14 protein-coding genes and 1 tRNA gene are annotated in these 19,026 nt (G+C 60.5%); 9 read left to right on the plus strand and 6 right to left on the minus strand.

What is annotated here, in order from left to right; translation table 11 throughout:
* Positions 1–143: 143 nt before the first annotated feature.
* Together FEZ21_RS11980 and FEZ21_RS11985 are read left to right on the plus strand one after the other, a co-directional pair.
* Positions 144–1,559, plus strand: coding sequence for a PLP-dependent aminotransferase family protein (locus FEZ21_RS11980; RefSeq protein ID WP_160627202.1), 1,416 nt, complete (start codon positions 144–146; stop codon positions 1,557–1,559).
* A complete protein-coding gene (locus FEZ21_RS11985) occupies positions 1,516–1,959 on the plus strand; it encodes a hypothetical protein (RefSeq protein ID WP_160627203.1) in 444 nt (147 codons plus the stop codon). Before FEZ21_RS11980 ends, FEZ21_RS11985 begins: the two co-directional genes overlap by 44 nt.
* A gap of 146 nt (positions 1,960–2,105) precedes the next feature.
* Here FEZ21_RS11985 and FEZ21_RS11990 read toward each other — a convergent pair.
* Positions 2,106–2,180: transfer RNA gene (locus FEZ21_RS11990), tRNA-Gln, on the minus strand.
* 336 nt (positions 2,181–2,516) lie between these two features.
* Positions 2,517–4,007, minus strand: coding sequence for an MFS transporter (locus FEZ21_RS11995; protein WP_160627205.1), 1,491 nt, complete (start codon positions 4,005–4,007; stop codon positions 2,517–2,519).
* 103 nt (positions 4,008–4,110) lie between these two features.
* Between FEZ21_RS11995 and FEZ21_RS12000 the strand changes: the two genes are divergently transcribed.
* The 6 genes from FEZ21_RS12000 to FEZ21_RS12025 all read left to right on the plus strand — a co-directional run bounded on the left by FEZ21_RS12000 (position 4,111) and on the right by FEZ21_RS12025 (position 11,401).
* Complete coding sequence (locus tag FEZ21_RS12000) at positions 4,111–4,686, plus strand: TetR/AcrR family transcriptional regulator (RefSeq protein WP_010656122.1); 576 nt, start codon at positions 4,111–4,113, stop codon at positions 4,684–4,686.
* Positions 4,687–4,949: 263 nt separating this feature from the next.
* Positions 4,950–5,954 carry a helix-turn-helix transcriptional regulator gene (locus tag FEZ21_RS12005; protein ID WP_160627206.1) on the plus strand — a complete coding sequence of 335 codons (1,005 nt, stop codon included), beginning with the start codon at positions 4,950–4,952 and terminating at the stop codon, positions 5,952–5,954.
* A 118-nt stretch (positions 5,955–6,072) separates the two neighbouring features.
* Complete coding sequence (locus FEZ21_RS12010) at positions 6,073–7,914, plus strand: amidohydrolase (RefSeq protein ID WP_160627208.1); 1,842 nt, start codon at positions 6,073–6,075, stop codon at positions 7,912–7,914.
* Between the two features lie 65 nt (positions 7,915–7,979).
* On the plus strand, positions 7,980–9,386 hold the full coding sequence (locus tag FEZ21_RS12015) for a cytosine permease (protein ID WP_160627210.1): 1,407 nt from the start codon (positions 7,980–7,982) through the stop codon (positions 9,384–9,386).
* A 177-nt stretch (positions 9,387–9,563) separates the two neighbouring features.
* Positions 9,564–10,319, plus strand: coding sequence for a hypothetical protein (locus tag FEZ21_RS12020; RefSeq protein WP_238839919.1), 756 nt, complete (start codon positions 9,564–9,566; stop codon positions 10,317–10,319).
* A gap of 23 nt (positions 10,320–10,342) precedes the next feature.
* The gene (locus FEZ21_RS12025) at positions 10,343–11,401 is read left to right on the plus strand and encodes a linear amide C-N hydrolase (RefSeq protein WP_003447493.1); all 1,059 of its coding nucleotides are present in this window, start codon (positions 10,343–10,345) and stop codon (positions 11,399–11,401) included.
* Positions 11,402–12,212: 811 nt separating this feature from the next.
* Here the strand turns inward: FEZ21_RS12025 and FEZ21_RS12030 are convergent.
* From FEZ21_RS12030 to araD1, 4 genes are all read right to left on the minus strand, one after another.
* Positions 12,213–13,799: an aldehyde dehydrogenase (NADP(+)) gene (locus tag FEZ21_RS12030; RefSeq protein ID WP_010656117.1), complete on the minus strand. Its 1,587-nt coding sequence runs from the start codon at positions 13,797–13,799 to the stop codon at positions 12,213–12,215.
* A 46-nt stretch (positions 13,800–13,845) separates the two neighbouring features.
* Positions 13,846–15,402, minus strand: coding sequence for a UxaA family hydrolase (locus tag FEZ21_RS12035; protein WP_003447496.1), 1,557 nt, complete (start codon positions 15,400–15,402; stop codon positions 13,846–13,848).
* A 28-nt stretch (positions 15,403–15,430) separates the two neighbouring features.
* Positions 15,431–16,750, minus strand: a complete 1,320-nt coding sequence (locus tag FEZ21_RS12040; RefSeq protein ID WP_010656116.1) for an MFS transporter — start codon at positions 16,748–16,750, stop codon at positions 15,431–15,433.
* Positions 16,751–16,815: 65 nt separating this feature from the next.
* On the minus strand, positions 16,816–17,814 hold the full coding sequence (gene araD1 / locus FEZ21_RS12045) for an AraD1 family protein (RefSeq protein ID WP_010656115.1): 999 nt from the start codon (positions 17,812–17,814) through the stop codon (positions 16,816–16,818).
* 128 nt (positions 17,815–17,942) lie between these two features.
* Here araD1 and FEZ21_RS12050 point away from each other — a divergent pair, with 128 nt between their 5' ends.
* Entirely contained in the window at positions 17,943–18,860 is a 918-nt protein-coding gene (locus FEZ21_RS12050) for a LysR family transcriptional regulator (RefSeq protein WP_003447511.1), read from the plus strand.
* Positions 18,861–19,026: the final 166 nt, after the last annotated feature.

Consider the following 19,026-nt stretch of genomic DNA (forward strand, 5'->3'; position numbering starts at 1 on the left):
GATAAATCGATCGGCCATGCCCCGATCCTGACGTAGTGCCCTGCTGGCGACCAGACACACAACAGGCCTTATGACGGCATCACTGTTATGGTCTTTTTACCAGTACACCAGCCTGCCCAAACCTTGCTTGTACGGACGTTCTCATGATGTTCCTGGATTCCGCTTCGCAGGCGCCGCTGGTTAGCCAGATCGTTGCTGGCATCAGTCTGGCGATCAAACAGCAACAGTTACGCCCGGGCAGCAAGTTGCCCTCGATCCGCAAGCTCTCGCAATCCCATAAGGTCAGCCACTTCACCGTTGTCGAGGCCTATGACCGGCTGGTGGCAGCGGGCTTGTTGAAAGCGGTGCCCAATGCCGGTTTCTTCGTGCGCGAACTGGCGGACAGCGTTATTTGCGCGGCGCCGGCAGAGGCTGCGGATGTGGATGCGCACGGTGAGTTCGATTTCGACGCTTACCTGTTATTGCAGCGGGCCTTCCAGCCGATGGGTACCGAGGTGCGTCCCGGGGTCGGTCTGCTGCCTGAACAGTGGGCGGACGACGATGGCCTGCAACGTAGCCTGCGGGTGCTGGCCCGAAGCGCGCCCGGGGATTTTTCCGGTTACGGCATTGCCAAAGGCAGCGCGAAACTGCGCGCCAGGCTGGTGGAGAAACTGGCCGACAGCCGGATCGCGGCCCACCCCGAACAAATCATCCTGACCGGCGGCGCCAGTCATGCACTGGATCTGGTGGTGCGTTACCTGGTGCAGCGGGGCGACCCGGTGCTGGTTGACGAGCCGGGCTATCACAACCTGTTTTTCAATCTGCATTTGCAAGGCGCCAGGCTGCTGGGTGTGCCGCGCACCCGTGACGGCATCGACCTGGAACAGCTTGAACAACTGATCGTGCAGCACCGGCCCAAGGTGTTTTTCACCAACACCCGCCTGCAATGTCCCACCGGTACCAGCCTGTCGTTGGCCATCGCCCATCGCTTGCTGCTACTGGCGCACAAGCATGATTTCCTGATTGTCGAAAACGACATCTATGCCGACCTGGACCCGAGCGGCCAGCAGGCATTGGCAGGTATGGATCAGCTGTCGCGGGTGATTTATATCGCCAGCTTTTCCAAGACCATAGCGCCCGCATTGCGGGTGGGCTTCATCGCTGCCCGCCAGGAGCTGATCGACGAGTTGCTGCCGCTGAAACTGGTCAGTGGCCTGACCACCTCGCAAATCACCGAAGAGCTGGCCCTCGAAGTGCTGCTGCAGGGACGCCATCGCAAACACGTCAAACAGCTGCAAAGCCGTCTGGCCGAGGCCCACGAGGTGGTTGGCCGGCGTTTGCGCAGTGTTGGCATGGAGCCCTATGTCGAGCCCTATGCAGGCTTGTTCCTGTGGGCGCGGCACCCGCAGATCGAAGACTCCACAGCTCTGGCGATGCAGGCCAGGGATGAAAAAATCCTCTTTGCCCCGGGGCAGTTGTTCATGCCCGATGGCCGTGTCGTGCCCTGGATCCGCTTCAACGTGGCCCATTCCATGGATGACCGGATCTACCGCTTTCTGGGGGAAATCCGCGCCGGCTGACCGGACGGGGGCGCTGCTGGCGGGCGCCATTGGCACCGAGTATCACCCGCGAGAGTCGACGTTTGCCCGCTCGTCGATTCGCCAGCACGATCGGGCAGGGCAGGGCTCCAATTCCTTGAGTCATGAAGATCAAGCCAAAGATGTGGAGGTGGATATGGGTACTAACGTGCCAGAAGTACCGCGATCAACTGCTCAGGGTGCCGCAAGCAAGGGTGCAGAACCCGACTCCGCTGCCCCGGACCCGTCCGGGCCGGCCCTCGATCCGGCAGGTCCGCAAAAGGTGCCAAACAAACCCAGGCCCAACGCCGAAGCTGAAGAAAATCCGTACAGCCCGAATTTCAAATCCGAACCCGAGCCCAAACCCCGGCATGACGCCGATATAGACACCCCGGGGGGTTAGCGGCCCGCGCCATATGCAACGGCAAGCACCGGTTTATGCTTCGCGCAGGGATGACTGGCGGCTTGAAACGGAAAATCAAAAGGGGGGGGAGGTTTTTAAACGTGTAGCGCCTGACGGCTGAATTACACGTGGATGAATCAAGTAAATGGCAGGGGCGGCTGGATTTGAACCAACGCATGGCAGGATCAAAACCTGCTGCCTTACCGCTTGGCGACGCCCCTGTATCAACTGCATTTACTGCCCATCGATCTCTTGTGAGGTCACTCATTGCGAGTGGCATCGAGAGGATGGTTACCGTCGTTGCGAACCTTGTTTTTGGCCCGCTTCAACAATGCGCGGAAATTTACCAACATTTGTTTCATATGGGAAGCACTAATTGAAAAAAATCTCGTAAAAACAGCTGGTTACTATCAAATTGGGCCAATTCGCTGTCCAGCACCCATATTCCAGGCACGGCGCCAGATGATTAAAGGTCGCGGACAGATTTGTGTCATCGGCAAATCTGTCCGCGATTCAAAGCCCGGCAAGGTGGCCCCAACAACAGGAGTGAAGGCTGGCTAAGCCTTCACTGGCACCTGATCCGTGGTTTTCAGGCGCACCACAATGGCGGCCACCAACAGCAACAGCGCGGATACCGCCAGTACCGCAACAAACCCCTGGTCAAACGCAGCCCGGGCCAGTGCCGTAAGGGTGGCAGCCGATTCTGTGGTCATGGCCTCGGCCGTGATCAGGGCTTCGTCCAGACTGTCGCTGACCATGGCCGGCACCTGCATCCCGGCCGGAATCACCATGCTGGCCGCGTAGACCGCCGACAGGATGCTGCCCATCAGGGTCACACCAATTGCGCCGCCCAATTCGAATGACACTTCCTCGATAGAGGCCGCCATCCCTGCCTGATCCTGGGAGGCACTGTTCATGATGGTGCTTGAGGCGGCGGTCATGGTTGCCCCCAGCCCCAGTCCCAGCACGATCAGGCTGGCGATTTGTGCCCCGATATTGGCGTTGTACAGCAGCAGGTAAGCGGCCATGCCGATGCTCGATACCAGCAGCGCCCAGAACAGCATCCGCTGGCTACCGACGCGCTGCAGCCAGTGCCCGGTCAATGGCCCGGAGACAAATGAGGCCAGCGGCAGAGGCAAAATAAACAACCCGGCCTGCAGTGGCGACAGGCCCATCACCAGCTGTAAACGCTGGGTGAACACCAGCTCCATACCAATCAGCGCGGTGGTGGCAACCATCGCCGAGGCCACTGCGGCGGTGAACCCGGGGTTGTTGAAGATCTTGAAGTCGATCATCGGTTGGGCTTTATGGCGCTGACGACGAACGAACCAAACCATGAACGCCAGGCCAATCGCGAACACAACCGCCGCCGTAGCAAACGACGGAGCGCGTTTACCCAGCTCTTTAATGGCATAGGCGATACCGATCAGGCCGATCATGACCTGGACCGAGCCCCACAAATCCCAGCGTTTTTTACTGTTGCCCGGGTGCCCGGGAATCAACATCACGCCCAGTACCAGCGCGACCAGCACGATGGGCACATTGATCAGAAACACCGAGCCCCACCAGAAGTATTCCAGCAACGCGCCACCGAGCACCGGGCCGAATGCGGCACCGCCTGACGCCACGGCGGCCCAGATACCGATCGCCATCGAACGCTCGCGCTCATCGGTGAAGGTCATGCGGATGATGGAGAGGGTCGCAGGCATCATGACCGCAGCCCCCACCGCCAGTAACGAGCGGGCAGCGATCAACCACCCGGGCGTGGGCGAGAATGCCGCGCACAGCGAAGCCACCCCGAAGATCGCCAGGCCAGCGATAAACAGCCGTTTATGGCCAAGGCGGTCACTCAGGGTGCCCATACCCAGCAGCAGGCCGGACACCACCAGCGCGTAGGAATTGACGATCCAGAGCTTTTCCGAAGCCGATGCCTGCAGCTCCCGGGTCAAAGTCGGCAGTGCGGTATAGAGCACGGTCATGTCGATAACGATCAAAAACAGGGCGCTGGAAATGATCGCCAGGATCAGCCAGCGTTGTGAATGCATCATGGTTTCACCGTTAAATCCTGTTCAAATATTGGTCATGATGGGCCTATCAAGAGTGACGCCCACTGATTACAATACGATCGTATTCTAATTCGGGAATTTTCAAATGGCCAGACCTTCCGTTATTGATCGCAACCAGCTGCTTGACGCTGCAGAGGCGCTGGTGCGCGAGGGGGGCATCGCCAGCCTGACCATAGGCGAAGTGGCCAAGGCTGCCGGAGTCAGCAAAGGCGGGGTGCAGTCGTGTTTTGGCACCAAGGACAACCTCATACAGGCGATGTATGAGCGCTGGAGCCTGGAGTTCGATGATCAGGTGCACAGCCTGGCGGGGGACGAGCCCGGGGGCATACAGCTGATTGCTGCCCACACCGCAGCCACCCGTGCCACCGATGGCATGCAGGCAGACCGGGCGGCAGGCATGATGACGGCGTTGCTCGGGGTCGACTCGCTGCGCCAGCCAACCCGTGACTGGTACCGGGCGCGGATGAATCTGGCAGACCCGCAGACAGCAGATGGACGTCGGGCCCGCCTGGCATTCCTGGCCTCTGAAGGTGCTTTCCTGCTGCGCAGCTTCGGCTTTCTGGCGATGACAGAAGACGAGTGGCAAAGCATTTTTTCCGACATCCAGACATTGCTGGCAGCGGACAGCACAGCGCCCGCGGAACAGACCGATCCTTGCTGATCGCTACTTGCAGGGCGTGGGCTGCCTGTAGGAGCGAGCTTGCTCGCGAGCTTTTTTTCAATGCTGCAACCATGAGCTCGCTCCTGCGGGTTTTACTGCGTGTTGAGATGTTGGCGTTCTTGTGGAGCTTGTTCAGAAGCTGACCCGCTGTGCAGGAGCGAGCTTGCCTCGCGATGGTCTCGACGTTAACAATCACCGCGAGACAAGCTCGCTCCTGCAGGGGGCAGGTCGAAAAAGGCTACCTAACCCTTGGGATTTCAGCGATGGATACGCGCAGCAAGCAGGAAATGACCAGGCTCCTGGCGTTCAACAGTTGCCTGCTTGAGCTGGGGCGACTTGCCCGGACCCGCGGCGGTTCTCACTTCATGCAAGAGGGCCTGCAGGCATTTCGCCAGGTGGTGCCTTTTGCCAGTGCATGGTGGGGCGAGATGTCGACCTCAGCCCTCGATGTACCTCCGCAAACCTGGATGCACGGGCGCATAGACCTGCCCGAGTCGTTTGCCGGCGAATGGCACAAGGGCGCAGGCAGTGACAGCTTTTCCCGCGACACATTGAGTCAACCCGGTAAGGTCATATGTGAAAGCGGTTTTACCGATCCCTGCGCGCAAGTCGATGCCTTTGCGCGGCGCCATGATCTGTTTCATGTGATGTGTATCAGCTTTGAATTGCCCGAAAGCGGCTTGATGTTTTTTGTCTGTCTGTACCGTGGTTCATCCGCCGCGGCTTTCTGCGCCATGGAGCGCAGTCTGTTTTCAGCCTTCTGTGAGCATTTACTGCAACTGTGGCGCTTTCAGGTGCAAGACCTGATCCGCTTCGACAGCCAGGACAGGCTGAGTGATTTTGCCGTTGCGCGCCTGGACGGCAGTTTGCATTACGTGGGAGCACGCCTGTGTGCAGTGATCGAGCGTGAATTTCCCGGATGGAGAGGGTCAGTGTTGCCCGCTCAGGTAAGCAGGCAACTGCAGCAGGCACCCTCGGTGATCCGCCTTGGCCGCTCGGTACTGACCCTGAGCCCCCACGCAGAGCACGTCATTCTGTCCCTTGCAGCGCCGTCGCGGGCCTCGGTACTGGCGCCCCGGGAGCGAACCGTCGCCTTGCTGTTCGCAGCAGGTCATTCCTATAAGGAAATAGCCAGAATCCTGGTGCTGAGCCCCGCGACGGTCCGTACCTATCTGCGCAACAGCTATCTGCAGCTGGGGGTTAAAAGCAAGGTCGAACTGGGTGCGGCACTTGGATTGAATCCGGCGGTGGCTGTCAGCAGCCCATGACCTCACCCTCCTCATTTGTGGAGGTTCGAAATGTTTCTGCGTTCTATAGGGTGGGCCCTGCCTGTCACGGGGCGTGGCAGCTGATTCGCACCCCACAATAAAAACAGAGGTGAGGCACTTGAAGTTTTCCGGCTTGTTCATGGCTGTTGCCACTCTGGCACTGGTGGGCTGTCAGACCCGCAGTACTGCTCCGGCAGACATGGTGATGCGCAACGGTCAGGTGTACACCGTTGATGGCCAGGACTCGGTACAGCAAGCGATCGCCGTTGCAGGTGGAAAGATCGTTTATGTGGGTAACGATGCGGGGGTCAGTTCGTATATCGGCCAACAGACCCAGGTGATCGATCTGGCGGGACGCATGCTGATGCCGGGCTTTATCGATGCTCATATGCACCCCGGGGATGGGGGGCGCGCCCTGACCTTGTGTGACTTGAAATACCAGCCCCTGACTCGCCCGATGTTCCAGGCGGCGATCCAGGCGTGCCTGGATGCCAGCGCGGACAAGGGGCCCGATGTGTGGCTGGAAGTCGGCAGCTGGGATCGAATGGCAATGGTCGGTCTTGACGGCGATCCCGATAAATCGACCCTGGATGCCCTCGACACCAAACGCCCGATTCAGGTGCGCTCCTCCGACTTTCATACGGTGCTCAGCAACTCCCGTGGCCTGGCTCTGGCCGGGGTCGACCGGGACACGGCCAACCCGGCAGATGGCAAGTTCGTCAGGGATAAGGCCGGCAACCCGACCGGTATTTGTGAAGACGGTGCTGCCAATATGGTCGCTTCGGTGGTGCCCCCCGTCACTGACGCACAAAAGCTCAAGCAGATCCGCGCAGCGCTCGATGCCATGCGTGAGCAAGGTATCACCAGCTTTATGGATGCCTACTCCGGCGCTGAAAATGGCAAAGCCTTTACCACCTTGCAGCACTCGGGGGAGCTGACCGCCCGGGCATTGCTGGCGATCAGGCTGGACCCCCATGCTGCAGCTGCAGACCCGGTCAAAACCATCGCCGGGGTCAAGTCACTGGCTGCAGCCTACGATCAGGGTGAAACCAAAGTGACGCCGGGGGTGAGCCTGCGTCATGTCAAACTGTTCATGGATGGCATCATCAACGCTCCCGCAGACACCGGTGCCTTGCTGACCCCTTACTTGCATAACGCCGGCTCCGATACGGCACCAGAATGGACTCCCGGCAAAAACCTGGGGGAACTGTACTTCCCCAGGCAAGTGCTCGACCCCTTACTGTTGCAGGCGGCCCGGGCCGGCCTCGACCCGCACTTGCATGCCACTGGCGAGCGCGCCGTACGTGAGGCTCTGAACAGTCTCCAGTACGTGCGCCAGCAGTTGCCGGGCAATGCTTTCAGGCCCGCTATCGCCCACGCCGAGACGGTGGATCCTGCGGACTACCCGCGTTTCAAGGCGCTCGACGTGACGGCCACCATGTCTTTGCAGTGGGCCCAGCAGTCGCCGTCGGTGCTCGACAGTACCGGCGATCATCTGGGCCCCGAGCGTCTGGAACGCATGGAGCCCTTCGGCAGTATCCATAATGCCGGCGGGCGTATTGCTTACGGCAGTGACTGGCCGGTGGACCCTCTCGATCCGTTCCTGGCACTCAAGGTCGGGGTCACCCGCTCGGGTGATCCGCTGAACCCCCACAGTTTCGGTCCCGAATACGCGGGCAAGCTAAACGCCGAGCCGGCGCTGTCCCGCGCCGAGGTGATTCGCGCCATTACTTTCAACGCCGCTCAACAGTTGAATCTGGACAAGGTCCTGGGTTCGCTCGAGGTGGGAAAATTCGCCGACCTGATCGTACTGGACAAAAACTTCATGCAAGTGCCCGAGCAGGAGCTGGCGCGCAATCAAGTGCTGATGACCGTTGTCGGCGGCCAGGTGGTGTGGCGCAAGGAACATGCGTCCGGCCTTGATCCGAAAGGGTTGTCCCAGGCTGCACTTGCCCCGTAGGGCAGCGCCCGGGCGCAGAACATGCAACAAGCGTTTCCAATAAAAAAAATAAAGGAAGTACCCTGATGAGCAATCCCAGTGTCAGTCATCAGCGAAGTCCGCTGATTGAAACCCGCTCGATCAATTTCATTCCCGAGGCCGAGCGCCATGGCAGCCTCTATAGCCAGTTCACCCTCTGGCTCGGCGCCAACCTGCAGATCACCGCAATAGTCACCGGGGCTCTGGCCGTAGTACTCGGCGGGGATGTGTTCTGGTCGTTGATCGGCTTGTTTATCGGTCAGCTGTTTGGCGGAGCCGTGGTTGCTTTGCATGCCGCTCAAGGACCCAGACTGGGCTTGCCACAGATGATCTCCAGCCGGGTGCAGTTCGGGGTCTACGGAGCTGCCATCCCGATAGTGCTGGTGTGCCTGATGTACCTGGGCTTCAGCGCCACTGGCGCGGTACTGTCCGGGCAGGCCATTGCCCAGTTGATCGATGTCAGTGACAGCGCCGGGATCCTGATCTTTTCGGCCTGTATCGCGTTTCTGACCATTTTCGGTTATCGCGTCATCCACATCGTTGGCAAGGTGGCCAGCGTGCTGGGGATCATTGCCTTTGCCTATCTGTTTACCCGGCTGATGACGCTGCACGATATCGGCCTGTTGCTGGAAAATCGCCACTTCAGCTGGGGATCTTTCCTGCTGGCGGTGTCACTTTCGGCCTCCTGGCAGATCGCTTTCGGTCCCTATGTGGCGGACTACTCGCGCTACCTGCCGAGCGCCACGTCGTCCTGGAAAACCTTTGCTGCCGTGGGCCTGGGCACTGTAGTGGGGGCCCAGGCTTCGATGGTGCTCGGCGTGTTCGCCGCAGCACTGGCGGGCAGCAACTTTCGTGGTCATGAAGTGGCCACTATTGTCGGACTGGGCAGTAGCGGTTTGATGGCTTCATTGCTGTATCTGAGCATCGTTTTCGGCAAGGTCACGGTGTCGACCCTCAACGCCTACGGCAGCTTCATGTGCATCGCCACCATCATCAGCGGCTGGCGCAGCCACCTGGAAATAACTGCCCGCCAGCGCATGCTGTTTGTGCTGGTGATTGTCGCGGTGTCGACCACCCTCGCGTTGCTGGGGCAGGACTCGTTTTTAAATACCTTCAAGTACTTCATCCTGTTCCTGCTGACCTTTTTTACCCCCTGGAGCGCCATCAACCTGGTGGATTACTACTTCATCAACAAGGGGCGCTACGACCTCAAGGCGTTGTCCGACCCGCGGGGCCGCTATGGTCGCTGGAACGTTTTGGGTATCAGCGTGTATGTGGCAGGTGTCTTGATCCAGCTGCCCTTTGTCGACAGTCACTTCTACTCGGGGCCGATGGTTGCGCAGCTGGGCGGGGTGGATATTTCCTGGATCGTAGGGCTGGTGGTGCCAGGCATTCTCTATTACCTGCTGGCCAGAACTTCCGTGCGCGCCGTGCCTGCGGTGATCCCTCAATAGCGTCCCTGCCAGCCCCCCGCAGCCCTTGACGCAGGGCACAGGCTGCAGTGAGTTTCTTTGCTATACCTATTGATCAATTCGCTAGCGGGTCAATCGGGACGACAGGCAATGAGGCTCAAACCTTTGACAAGACAGACATTCAAGTCTGCATCAGTGGCTGTGCCGCTGTTGGCTTGCATGCACATGGCCCATGGTGAAGGCCCGGCGGCGACAGCCGCCGGGCCAGAGTGGCTGCTGCTGGCAAGTCCGTTTGTGTGGGCGCCGTCCATGCACGGGCAGGCGGCACTGGGCGGGGTCAACAGCAGGGTCGATGTACCGTTCTCAGAGGTCGTGCACAACCTCAGCTCAGTATTCATGGGCAACCTGGAACTGACCAATCGCACCCTGGGGTTCTACCTCGATGGTGTGTATGCCAAAACCGATCAGTCCGAGAGGGTCTACGGGCGCAAGGTCGGGCTGGCGATCACCCAGACCACCCTTGCCGGCGGTGTGTACTACCGGGTGTATGAACACGCGCTGGGGGGCGCAACGGTCTTTTCCGAGCCGCGCACCTGGCGCCTGGAACCCACTGTCGGCCTGCGCTGGACCAAGCTCTCGACAAAGCTGGACGTCAACGCCCTGGGGTTCAGTATCAGCAAAAAAACCGAGTGGACGGATCCATTTGTGGGCTTGCGCACTCAGGTCGACCTGACTGATCGCTGGGTCCTTTCCGGTGAGGCCGACATCGGCGGCATGGATACAGCCTCGAAGAAAACCTGGAACGCCCAGGGATATCTGGGCTACCGAATGTACGTTGCTGATCACCCCGCCATCATTCGCGTCGGTTACCGGGTGCTGTCCCAGGAGTACCGGACCACCGACTTCACCGGCAACAAGTTCAAATACGATGTGACCCAGCGCGGACCGGTGCTGGGCCTGTCCATGCGGTTTTAGTCCGTCTTCAAGGAGGCCAAGGAATGCAGTTGCTCAAACAAACCCGATACCTGGCGCTGGCGCTGGCAGGCTTTAGCCTGGCGCTACCGGTGGCCGATGCCTGCACCCGCCTGGTGTACCTGGGCGATAACCAGAATGTGATTACGGCACGCTCCATGGACTGGAAAACCGATGTGGCGACCAATCTGTGGATCTTCCCGCAAGGCATGCAGCGAACTGGAGAAGTGGGCGCCGGCTCACTGAAATGGACCTCTAAATACGGCAGTGTGATTGCCACCGGCTATGACATTTCCACCACCGACGGGGTGAACGAAGCCGGGCTCTCGGCCAACCTGCTGTGGCTGGTGGAGTCCGAGTATCCGCCGGTGCATAAAGGCAAACCCGGGCTGAGCATTGCGGCCTGGGCGCAGTATGTTCTGGATAATTTCAGCAGTGTTGCCGAAGCGGTTGCGGTGCTGGAAACCGAGCCCTTCACGGTGGTCACTGCGCAGGTGCCGGGTGAAAGTCGTCTGGCCACCCTGCATCTTTCGATGTCTGACGCCTCGGGTGACAGTGCAATCATTGAATACATCGATGGCAAGCAGGTGATCCACCATGACCGACGCTATCAAGTGATGACCAACTCACCAGCATTCGATGCGCAACTGGCAATGAATGCGTACTGGCAAGCCATTGGCGGCACGGTAATGCTCCCCGGCACCAACCGTTCGGCCGACCGTTTTGCGCGGGCATCCTTTTATGTCAATGCCGTGCCCAAATCCGAAGACCCGCGCTCCTCACTGGCCAGCGTATTCAGTGTGATCAGGAACGTTTCGGTGCCTTACGGTATTACCACGCCCGGCGAGCCGAACATCTCGTCGACCCGCTGGCGATCGGTGATCGACCACAAGCGCGGGTTGTACTTCTTTGAATCGGCGATCAGCCCCAACACGTTCTGGGTCGACCTGAACCGGATTGATTTTTCGAAAGCCACGGGAGCGGTAAAAAAACTGGACCTGGGGCCGGACCAGAGCACGATTTACTCGGGTGAAGTTTCAAACCGGTTTCAAGTGACCCCGGCCTTCAAGTTCGAAGGGGCCTGAGGACACCTGACCCTGTAGGAGCGAGCTTGCTCGCGAGCTTTTTATCGAGCCGATATTGATGCCATGTGAACGCGGCAATCTTGAGAAGCTCGCGAGCAAGCTCGCTCCTACAGGGGTTGTAGTGGTTGGCAGATCTTGTGGGAGCTGGCTTGCCTGCGATGACATCACTGCGGTCTGGCTGAACGAGCGAGGTGCCAATGGATCGCGAGCAAGCTCGCTCCTACAGGGGTTTGTGGTGGCCGGCGGTAATCTTGTGGGAGCTGGCTTGCCAGCGATGACATCACTGCGGTTTGGCGGAACGACCGAGACGCCAATGGATCGCGAGCAAGCTCGCTCCTACAGGGATTTGTGGTGGCCGGCGGATCCTGTGGGAGCTGGCTTGCCAGCGATGGCATCACTGCGGTCTGTCTGAACGAGCGAGGTGCCAGTGGATCGCGAGCAAGCTCGCTCCTACAGGGGTTGTAGTGGTTGGCGGATCTTGTGGGAGCTGGCTTGCCAGCGATGGCATCACTGCGGTCTGATTGAACGAGCGAGATGCCAATGGCTCGCGAGCAAGCTCGCTCCTACAGGGGTTTGTGGTGGTTGGCGGATCTTGTGGGAGCTGGCTTGCCAGCGATGGCATCTCTGCGGTCTGTATGAACGAGCGAGGTGCCAGTGGATCGCGAGCAAGCTCGCTCCTACAGGAGTTTGTGGTGGTTGGCAGATCTTGTGGGAGCTGGCTTGCCAGCGATGGCATCACTGCGGTCTGGCTGAACGACCGAGATGCCAATGGATCGCCAGCAAGCTCGCTCCTGCAAAAAACATCCCTCCCTCAGGTAGCCAGCGGGTTTCGGCTGCTTTCACCGTTGACCAGACGCTGGATACCCAACGGGTTGGCGTTTTTCAACGCGTCCGGCAGCAGGCTGTCGGGGTAGTTCTGGTAGCACACCGGGCGCAGAAAACGGTCAATGGCCAGGGTGCCGACCGAGGTGCCGCGGGCATCGGAGGTCGCCGGGTACGGCCCGCCGTGGACCATCGCGTCACAGACTTCGACGCCGGTCGGGTAGCCGTTGAGCAGCAGGCGTCCGGCCTTCTGCTCCAGCACCGGCACCACCTCGGCGAACGCCTGCAGGTCCGCAGGTTCGGCAATCAGTGTCGCAGTCAGTTGGCCATGCAGGCTATGCAACGCCTGCAGCAACTGGGCCTTGTCTGCCACTTCGACAATTACGGTGGTCGGTCCGAACACTTCTTCCTGCAACACCTCGGCGCCGTCGATCAACAGGCTGGCATCGGCCTGGAACAGCTGCGGGCTGGCCTGATTGCCGTGTTGCCCGGAGCCTGCGAGATGACGGATGCCGGCCACTTCTGCCAGGCGCTTGATGCCTTTGCTGTAGCTGTGCAAACCGCCTGCATTGAGCAGGGTTTGCGCAGGCTGGTTGGTGAAAAACTGGCTGAGTGCTTCGACAAAGCCACTGAACTCGGGGGAACGGATACCCAGCACCAGACCCGGGCTGGTACAGAACTGGCCGGCACCCTGCATCACGGAAGCGCCCAGCTCCAGGGCCAGTTTCTCGCCGCGTGCAGCCAGGGCCCGGGGCAGCATCAACACCGGGTTGATGCTCGACATCTCGGCAAATACCGGGATTGGCTGCGGCCTGGCCGCTGCCATGTCACACAGGGCACGTCCGCCCGCCAGCGACCCGGTAAAGCCGACGGCCTGAATCGCCGGATGCTTGACCAGGGTGGCGCCGACACCGGCGCCGTAGATCATGTTGAATACCCCGGCCGGCATGTCGGTGCGGGTGGCTGCGCGCTCAATGGCCTGGGCCACCAGATCGGCAGTCGCCATATGCCCGCTGTGGGCCTTGAACACCACCGGGCAACCGGCTGCGAGGGCCGATGCGGTATCGCCGCCGGCAGTGGAGAATGCCAGCGGAAAATTGCTGGCGCCAAACACGGCTACCGGGCCGACCCCGATGCGCCACTGGCGCAGATCTGCCCGGGGCAGGGGCTGGCGGTCGGGCAGGGCCTGATCGATACGGGCACCGTAAAAATCCCCCCGGCGCAGTACGCTGGCGAACAGGCGCATTTGCCCGCTGGTGCGGCCACGCTCGCCCTGGATACGCCCGGCAGGCAAGGCGGTTTCACGACACACGATGGCCACGAAATCATCCCCCAGGGCGTCGATTTCATCGGCGACGGCTTCCAGAAACTCGGCCCGGCGGCTTGCCGGTAAACCACGGAATGCCGGGAATGCGGCGCTGGCAGCCATGGCTGCGGCATCGACTTCGGCCTCGGTGGCCTGGATAAAGGTATAGGGCAATGCTTCGCCGGTGCTGGCATCAAGGCTTTGCAAATGTACGGTGCCGGCAGCGCAGCGCTGCCCGGCGATAAAATTTTGACCGCTGATGTGTGTCATCTGTGTGTCCTCAAGAGAATCGGTGAAACCTGTAGGGGGTGTGTACTCAGGTAATAGCCCCGATCTGCCAGGGTACAAATTCGTTCTGACCGTACCCGTGCTGCTCGCTTTTGCTGCGCTCGCCCGAAGCAATGCGCAGCATCATGCGGTAGATGTATTCGCCGCGTTCTTCGATGGTCATGCTGCCATCGGCTATGCCGCCGCAGTTCACGTCCATGTCTTCTTCCTGGGTTTCCCAGAGTCGGGTATTGGTCGCCAGCTTGATCGAAGGCGAGGGCGCACAGCCGTATGCCGAGCCCCGGCCTGTGGTAAAGGCGATCAGGTTGGCGCCGCCAGCGACTTGCCCGGTGGCCGAAATCGGGTCGTAGCCCGGGGTGTCCATAAACACCAGGCCGTGGGCGCGGACTGTTTCTGCATATTCATAAACATCCACCAGATCACTGGAGCCTGCCTTGGCCACCGCACCCAGGGATTTTTCCAGAATGGTGGTCAAGCCTCCGGCCTTGTTGCCCGCCGACGGATTGTTGTTGAGCTCGGCGTTCATCCGCTTGCAGTAGTCCTCCCACCAGTGGATGCGCTTGATCAGCTTCTCGCCCACCTCCTGGCTGACGGCGCGGCGGGTGAGCAAATGCTCGGCGCCATAGACTTCCGGGGTTTCGGACAGGATGGCGGTACCGCCTGCCGCCACCAGCCGGTCGACCGCATTGCCCAGCGCCGGGTTGGCGGTGATGCCCGAGTAGCCATCCGAGCCGCCGCATTGCAGGCCGATAATCAAGTGGCTGGCGCTGACGGGCTGGCGTTCTACCTGGTTGGCCCGGGCCAGCAGGGACTTGACCTGCTCGATGCCGCTGGCGATGGTTTTCGAGGTGCCGCCCGTGCCCTGGATGGTAAAGGCGCGCAGGAACTCGCCTTTTTCCAGGCCCTGGGCCGTCAGCAAATCGGCGATCTGGTTGGTTTCGCAACCCAGGCCGATCATCAGCACCGATGCGAAATTGGGGTGCACCGCATAACCGCCCAGGGTGCGGCGCAACATGGCCAGGGCTTCGCCGCCCGGGTCCACGGCACAGCCGAAGCTGTGGGTCAGGGCAACCACCCCGTCAACATTGGGGTAGTCGATCAGGGCCTGGGGATTGATATCACGACGGAAATGATCGGCAATGGCCTTGGCTACGGTTGCCGAGCAGTTAACCGAAGTCAGGATGCCGATGTAGTTGCGGGTGGCGACCCGGCCATCGGCCCGCACTATGCCCATGAAGGTGTCGCTGGTCTGGGGCCCGACCCCGCGCGCGTCGACGCCAAAAGCGTAATCGCGGGAGAAGTCGCCCATCACCAGGTTGTGCACATGCACATGCTCCCCGGCCTTGATCCGCTGGCTGGCGAAGCCAATGATCTGGCCGTAGCGGCGCAGCGGCTGGCCGGGTTCGATAGTGCGGGTCGCAATCTTGTGCCCGGAAGGAATCGGGTTCAACGCCACCAGCCCTTCAGCTTCCAGCACCAGGCCCTGTGGAATGGGCTGCCGGGCAATCAGTACATCGTCCAGCGGATTGAGGCGGATCACGGCATTGGCAGCATTTTCGCTGCCTGTTTTAGTTATCAGTTGCATCACGGTTACCCCAATGGAGCGCAGTGGCTCAGGCCAGTCCGCGTTCACGGTAGTCAATGAGGGAAGAAAACAGCATCAGGCCGAACGCCATGACCACAAAGAAGATCAGCGCCAGGAAATACGAACCGGTGAACTGCACGATCAGGCCGATCAGGATGGGCACGATAACCCCGACCATATTGCCGCAGAAGTTCATGCTGCCACCCAGTACTCCGGCTTTGGATTTGCCCCCGAGAATGGCCGGCAGGCACCAGTACATACCGCACCAGCGGATAAAAAACAGCGCCACACAGAGCAGGGAAATGACGGTGACGGCGTCCGGGGTGTAAGCCACCAGCAGGATGCACAGCGCGGCAATGGCCGCCGAACCGCCGAACATGCAACGCATCACCTTGTTGGGCGCGCCGCCTGCGTCTTTCCATTTGTCCGCCAGCCAGCCGCCAAAGATTTCACCGATAAAACCGCACATGAAAATCAGGAACGTGGCGCCGCCCATGGCCTTGATATCCAGGTTGTGGGCCTTGTGCAGATAGCTCGGCATCCAGGTCAACAGGCCGTAGAACACGCTGTTGTAGCAGGCATACCCGGCAAACATGGCCAGCACCGAGCGGCTTTTGAGCAGGTCCTTGAGAATGGCCTTGCGTTCGCCGTGGGTGCGGGCCGCTTCGGCATTGGCGTCGGTGATGTAAGCCAGTTCGGCCGCGTTGACCTTGGGGTGCTCGGCCGGGCTGTTGCGAATGTACCACCAGGCCCAGACGCCGACGATCATGGTGCCGACCCCGGCAATCACGAACGCAATCCGCCAGGAGTCAAACCAGGTAATCAGCCCGGCGATGATGATGGCGCCGAACGCGGTTCCCAGAGGGGCTCCGCCGTCCACCAGGGTCGCGCCGCGTCCACGTTCGTTAGGCGTTAGCCAAGCGCCGTTCAACTTGGCGCCGGCGGGCATGATCGGTGATTCGGCAACGCCCAGGCCGATACGGGTGGCCAGTAGCGTGATCCAGCTGTGGGCACCACCGGCAATGGCTTGAAAAAAGCCCCAGCCCACGGTGGCAACACCGACGATATTGCGCACTTGAAAGCGGTCCAGCAGCATCCCGCCGGGGATCTGCATTAATGCGTACGACCAAAAAAACGCACTGAGCATCAAGCCTTCCAGGGCCGGCGTCATTTCAAACTCGGCGGAAATCAGCGGCATCGCCACCGACAGCGAAGCGCGGTCGATGTAGTTGATCGCCGACAACAGCAGCAGGATCAGGAATATGCGCCAGCGCACGGTGGTTGGACGCGACGCATCCGCGTGATCGGCCAGCGTGGACGACGCAGGCGCTGAAGTTTTGAGGTTCATACGTGTCTCGATTTTTATATTTTTTATCAAGCGAGGCGGGTCTTTTGGCAGACCCGCAAAGCGATTTACAGTGGTTTTACCTTGCCGGCGGGCAGCTCGGCAGCACCGGCCTGGATACCATTGACCAAAGGCTCGCCAAACTCGGCCATGCTGATTTCGAACCGGTCGCCTTCACGGGTCTGAATCTGGTCGGCAAAGGACAGGGTGGCGGTGCCGAAGAAGTGCACATGCACATCGCCGGGGCGCAGGAATTGCGCATATTTGAAGTGATGGTATTCAAGGTTTTCAAGGCTGTGGCACATGTTGTCCTCACCGCTCAGAAACTCTTTTTCCCAGATCACTTCATCGCCCCGCAGGATCCGGCTCATTCCGCTCAGATGACGTGGCAGCTCACCGACCCGCAGTTCCGGGCCGTAGCTGCAGTTACGCAACTTGGAGTGGGCCAGGTACAGGTAATTGCGGCGCTCCATGACGTGGTCGGAAAATTCGTTGCCCAGGGCAAAACCGACGCGGTACGGCTTGGCGTCTTCGCCGATCACATACAGGCCGGTCAACTCGGGCTCTTCGCCGGCATCCTCGGCGAATGGCGGCGTGTCAAAGGCCGCGCCGGGGCGAACCACAATCGATCCGTCGCCCTTGTAGAACCACTCGGGCTGGACCCCCGGGGTGCCCGCAGGCGGGCGTCCGCCTTCGATGCCCCACTGGAAAATCCGTGCGGTATCGGTCATGGCGGCCTGCTCGCCGGCGTTTTTCTGGTGCATTTTGTCGCGGGTCGAAGCGCTGCCCAGATGGGTCAGGCCCGTGCCGCTGACCAGGCAATGGGCCGGGTCCTGGTGATCGAGCGGCGGCAAGACCCGGCCTTCGAGCAAAGTCTGGCGATAACTGTAGGGACTTGGCTCGGTGCCGCGTTCCAGCACCTCTTCCACCAGGCCGTGGCCCTTGGCAATGGCGCTGAGCGCCAGCTCCCGGGTAGTGTCGGTGGCGCGCACCACATGGATTTCATCGCCTTCAATAACACCGACCTGTCGTGTGCCACGGGTGGTTTCAAACTGGATTAAACGCATGGAGTGAGCTCTTCGCAGGTTATTTTTATGGCGAGCCGTAACGGCTCTTCTGGGGCTCACTTTAATTTTTGTCAGAGATGCTGCCTAATGACAGATGCTGATTGAGCGATAACCATTAGTCATCCCCTATGCTGCCATCCCTCACCACCATCATTTCCCGCCTGCGCCTCAAGCAACTGCGTTTGCTGATTGCCCTGGACGAACACGGCTCCCTGCACAAGGCGGCCGAATCCGTGGCGATCACCCAGCCCGGTGCGACCAAGGCGTTGCATGAAATCGAATCGACCCTGGGTTCAACCCTGTTCGAGCGCACGACCAAAGGTCTGACCCCCAACGACCTTGGGCGCTGCGTGATTCGTTATGCGCGGCTGATCCACACTGACGTGGCGCATTTGCGTGAAGAAATGCTCGGCATCATGCAGGGCCACGGTGGTCGCCTGTCGGTGGGGGTGATCATGGGCGCAGTGCCGGCACTGGTGGAATGCCTGGCGCGTTTGCGGGCCAAACAGCCGCAACTGTCGGTGGAGATTGTCGAAGACACCAGCGCCCGCTTGCTGCTACTGCTGGATGAAGGGCGGCTGGACCTTGCCCTTTGTCGCACCAGCGTCAGCCGGCACCCGGCGGCATATGACTGCCACCTTCGGGATCAGGAACCGCTGGTGGTGGTCGCCAGCCCCCGCCATCGGTTTGCCGGTCGCGCATCCCTGGAGTTGAGTGATCTGGCTGATTCGGCGTGGGTGGTGTTCCCGGTCAACATGCCGATGCGCCTGACCCTGGAGCGCGAGTTCAGAGAGGCGGGGCTGAACTTCCCGACCTACCCGATTGAAACCTCATCCACCTTCACCACGCTCTCGTTATTGCTGCAAGACCCGGATCTGGTCGCCGTGATGCCGGTGGATGTGGCGCAGATGGCGGTTACCCACGGCATGCTGGTGCATTTGCCGCTAGAGCTGAAATCCCGCAGCGAGCCTTACGAAATCGTCACCCGCCACGGCATCTCGCTCACGCCGGCAGCTCAGTTGCTGGTGGACCAGCTGGCCTTGTAGGAGCGCCATCTGCAGACCAGGCCCTGTAGGAGCGAGCTTGCCTCGCGATAGAGCAATGTCAGCGCCGGATGCATAGACTGACTCACCGCCATCGCTGGCAAGCCAGCTCCCACAGGGTGGTAGCGGTTGCATCCCACCCACCCCACCGTAGGAGCGAGCTTGCTCG

It is taken from the genome of Pseudomonas sp. 9.1(2019) (assembly GCF_009910445.1).
Classification (GTDB): Bacteria; Pseudomonadota; Gammaproteobacteria; order Pseudomonadales; family Pseudomonadaceae; genus Aquipseudomonas; species Aquipseudomonas paraversuta.

Coding starts and splice junctions, on each gene's coding strand:
- FEZ21_RS12015 (WP_160627210.1), top strand. CDS start 7,980: ATGAGCAATCCCAGTGTCAGTCATCAGCGAAGTCCGCTGATTGAAACC.
- FEZ21_RS12025 (WP_003447493.1), top strand. CDS start 10,343: ATGCAGTTGCTCAAACAAACCCGATACCTGGCGCTGGCGCTGGCAGGC.
- araD1 (WP_010656115.1), bottom strand. CDS start 17,814: ATGCGTTTAATCCAGTTTGAAACCACCCGTGGCACACGACAGGTCGGT.
- FEZ21_RS12020 (WP_238839919.1), top strand. CDS start 9,564: ATGCACATGGCCCATGGTGAAGGCCCGGCGGCGACAGCCGCCGGGCCA.
- FEZ21_RS12005 (WP_160627206.1), top strand. CDS start 4,950: ATGGATACGCGCAGCAAGCAGGAAATGACCAGGCTCCTGGCGTTCAAC.
- FEZ21_RS12040 (WP_010656116.1), bottom strand. CDS start 16,750: ATGAACCTCAAAACTTCAGCGCCTGCGTCGTCCACGCTGGCCGATCAC.
- FEZ21_RS12035 (WP_003447496.1), bottom strand. CDS start 15,402: ATGCAACTGATAACTAAAACAGGCAGCGAAAATGCTGCCAATGCCGTG.
- FEZ21_RS11995 (WP_160627205.1), bottom strand. CDS start 4,007: ATGATGCATTCACAACGCTGGCTGATCCTGGCGATCATTTCCAGCGCC.
- FEZ21_RS12050 (WP_003447511.1), top strand. CDS start 17,943: ATGCTGCCATCCCTCACCACCATCATTTCCCGCCTGCGCCTCAAGCAA.
- FEZ21_RS12000 (WP_010656122.1), top strand. CDS start 4,111: ATGGCCAGACCTTCCGTTATTGATCGCAACCAGCTGCTTGACGCTGCA.
- FEZ21_RS11985 (WP_160627203.1), top strand. CDS start 1,516: ATGACCGGATCTACCGCTTTCTGGGGGAAATCCGCGCCGGCTGACCGG.
- FEZ21_RS11980 (WP_160627202.1), top strand. CDS start 144: ATGATGTTCCTGGATTCCGCTTCGCAGGCGCCGCTGGTTAGCCAGATC.
- FEZ21_RS12030 (WP_010656117.1), bottom strand. CDS start 13,799: ATGACACACATCAGCGGTCAAAATTTTATCGCCGGGCAGCGCTGCGCT.